The sequence below is a fragment of the Aphanizomenon sp. CS-733/32 genome, from assembly GCF_028330045.1.
GTDB classification, from domain to species: domain Bacteria; phylum Cyanobacteriota; class Cyanobacteriia; order Cyanobacteriales; family Nostocaceae; genus Dolichospermum; species Dolichospermum gracile.
The window spans coordinates 1-2,950 of sequence record NZ_JAQMSE010000227.1; the positions used below are offsets into that span (position 1 = coordinate 1).

The window sequence follows — 2,950 nt, forward strand, 5'->3', positions numbered from 1 at the left end:
AGAATAGATTTTGATGACATTTTTGGTGATTTACTGTTTCTCAAATGCCTTTTTTCACTTTGTCTGTTTGTTTTGATGCTCCCTTCGATTTTCATCTCCGTAATTTCCCTCTGTAATATTTTGGGGTGCGGAATGTGGGATGTAAGTGTTTTATTGTCTATGAGAAATACAGATTTGAGGATGATATATAATGAATAAATGATTTGATAATTTATTTGCTATTATTGATTGACTACTAGGGTAACTTAATTTTATTATAATCTCAAATATTCACAAACAAACATCAAACCACATCCTGTAAATCCTTAAATCCTGGACATCCTGATTCTGACAAGAAAATCAAAAACACTACACAACCAAACATCAAACAACATCCTGTAAATCCTCAAATCCTGGTTATCATGATTCTGACAAAATAAAATTATTATTACGCAATTCCCTAACTAATTATCATTTAACCAATTTACCAAATCATTGATATTAGAAAAGTCTAATAAAGCGTCTGCTAAATTATCCAACTTTTCAATATTCAGAGTTTTTATTTTATCAACCAATGATGAATCTAATTCTCCAAACCTGCGAGTAAGTTGACGGATAATTGTCCGTTCTTCACCTCGTTTGTCACCTTGTTTCTCACCTTTTTGGAAAATATCTTGATAAATTACTGATTCTCGCATAATATCCTCGTCTTATAGAGAAAGTCCGGTTTAACGGACTTTCATAAAATTACAGTTGTTAGTGTTGATTAATTTTGACCTTCATGTTGATTGTCATTTAACCAATTTACCAAATCATTGATATTAGAAAAGTCTAATAAAGCATCTGCTAAATTATCCAAATTTTCAATATTCAAAGTTTTGATTCTATCAACCAATGATGAATCTAATTCTCCAAACCTGCGAGTAAGTTGACGGATAATTGTCCGTTGTTCACCTAATTCTCTACCTCGTTGTTCACCCCGTTTCTCACCTTCCTTTCTACCCTTTTCTTCGCCTTTTTGCAAAATATCTTGATAAATTACTGATTCTCGCATAATGTCCTCCCTAAGTAATTGACTAATCAGCTTTTTCTCAAACCGTAAACCTGCTAAGATCTCAGTACAGGCTACAATATCCCGCTTGATTTCTATTTCCTCAATTTTAGCAACACTTTCAGCAACCTGCGATAATAAATCTTGAGGTGAATTAGTGCGGGTTAATGGTGCTAATGGTAAGAGTGCGGGATTATTAAGAAATAAAACAGGGTCTTGTTCCCACATTCTAATTACTTGATAATAGTGGGTAGTACTTACATCTTGGTAAACATTGATAAAAGCATTTTTATCTTCTGTTTCCTGGAGAAAAATCACGACTTGGATAATGGTACATTCGGTATATAGCCTTTTTAATCGGATATAATAATCTATGACTCGCAAAGGAATGGGTTTTCGAGAAGTTGATAGCGTCTGAAATTCGATGTGTAAAATTCGGTTTTCACTTTTCAGAAACGTGACAAAATCAGCACGAATTGGTTCAATACTCAATTCAGTTTTCAAAACTTTGACGCTTTGTGGTTCTTCTGGTAGTAACCACCGGGCAAAATCAAGAGGATATTTTTCAGCTAATAGCTTACAAACGTTGTCAAAACTCACAGCTTGAACAGAATTTATATAGTATTTTCAATTATAACTTAAATTCGTAATTGTCTGATAGCGAAGCGTGGCGTTAGCCATTTCTGACAAAAAAAATCAAAAACACTACACAACCAAACTAAAAACCACATCCTGCATATCCTTAAATCCTGGAAATCCTGATTCTGACATTTTTTAAGTAAACTTTAATAATTGTAATCTAGCTTAAATTTTTGTTATAAGTTATACTATTACTAATACTTCACCAATATGATGTATAATTTGATTATGTTAAAAAATATGCTAACTCCCTAATTTTAACATCTTAATAAATACCCAATTCCCCAATATATGATTATCCAACTTCCTGCAATTCTCCCCGGTGAACTTAATTTAGTAGAGATAAATCAAAAACTCCATCAACATCAAATTACCTTAGATTGGAGTAGTGTAATCTCTGCACCAGAACCACAATTAGCAATGCTTTTAGAAGGAATTGATTCAGTAGAAGATGCTGATTGGTTAGGAATAGATGGAGAAATTAGTGATCATATTGCTGCGGATATTAATAATTATATCAAAACCCATACCAAAACCGAAAAACAACAACCTATTTTATCATCAAATATACCTTCAGCTTATAAAATTCGAGAAGAATTAGAAATAGCAATTATTAACGATTTACTCGGTCCTGCTGGTGGTGAAGATGAAGAATTAGATGAAAAGAGTGTAAGCGATCGCTATTTAGTAGGACTACTTGCACCCCAACACCGTCGCATCACTGAAGAAACAATAGAAAAATCAACTCCTGCTGATGAAATAGCAAACGATGATGATAATAATTTACGGGAAGTAGATTGTTATTTACCCGGAAATAATGATGAATTAGCTATTAGTGGTAAAGGTACTGTGGAAGATGGTAGTACAGAAGTTAATGTCCCACCAGTAGAAACTATGTTTCCATCCTCTCTAGGAATGACATTTTGTGTTAATTGTACAGCTAAAGCATTACAAATTACCGCAGGATGGGGACAGTATCACCGCACTGATAGGAAAATCTTGACCAAAGTAGATGGTCAAACTAAAAAGGTTTGGAAACGGGAACAAATTCGCTCTAATTCTCCTACTATTCCTTTAATTGAGGGAGTAATTAATAATTGGATAGTCGATCCACAATATCCAGAAGTTTATGTCAAAGGACACTCTGTACAGGACAAAAAATAGAGAAAAAGCTTGCAAAGGAAACAGAGAAAGGGTTTCATAGAAAGTTACCACACAATCAAAGAAACCCCTATGAACCAGATTAACTTATTACGAGACACACTAAAACCACATTTGGAA

3 protein-coding genes are annotated in these 2,950 nt (G+C 33.5%); 1 reads left to right on the plus strand and 2 read right to left on the minus strand.

Annotated features, from left to right (window positions below; genetic code table 11):
* Positions 1–443 precede the first annotated feature (443 nt).
* Together PN471_RS19080 and PN471_RS19085 are read right to left on the minus strand one after the other, a co-directional pair.
* Complete coding sequence (locus tag PN471_RS19080) at positions 444–677, minus strand: DUF4351 domain-containing protein (protein ID WP_271778184.1); 234 nt, start codon at positions 675–677, stop codon at positions 444–446.
* Positions 678–745: 68 nt separating this feature from the next.
* On the minus strand, positions 746–1,630 hold the full coding sequence (locus PN471_RS19085) for an Rpn family recombination-promoting nuclease/putative transposase (RefSeq protein ID WP_271778185.1): 885 nt from the start codon (positions 1,628–1,630) through the stop codon (positions 746–748).
* 330 nt (positions 1,631–1,960) lie between these two features.
* On the opposite strand from PN471_RS19085, the gene PN471_RS19090 reads away from it, so the two are divergent.
* On the plus strand, positions 1,961–2,833 hold the full coding sequence (locus PN471_RS19090; protein WP_271778186.1) for a hypothetical protein: 873 nt from the start codon (positions 1,961–1,963) through the stop codon (positions 2,831–2,833).
* Positions 2,834–2,950: the final 117 nt, after the last annotated feature.

Coding starts and splice junctions, on each gene's coding strand:
- PN471_RS19080 (WP_271778184.1), bottom strand. CDS start 677: ATGCGAGAATCAGTAATTTATCAAGATATTTTCCAAAAAGGTGAGAAA.
- PN471_RS19090 (WP_271778186.1), top strand. CDS start 1,961: ATGATTATCCAACTTCCTGCAATTCTCCCCGGTGAACTTAATTTAGTA.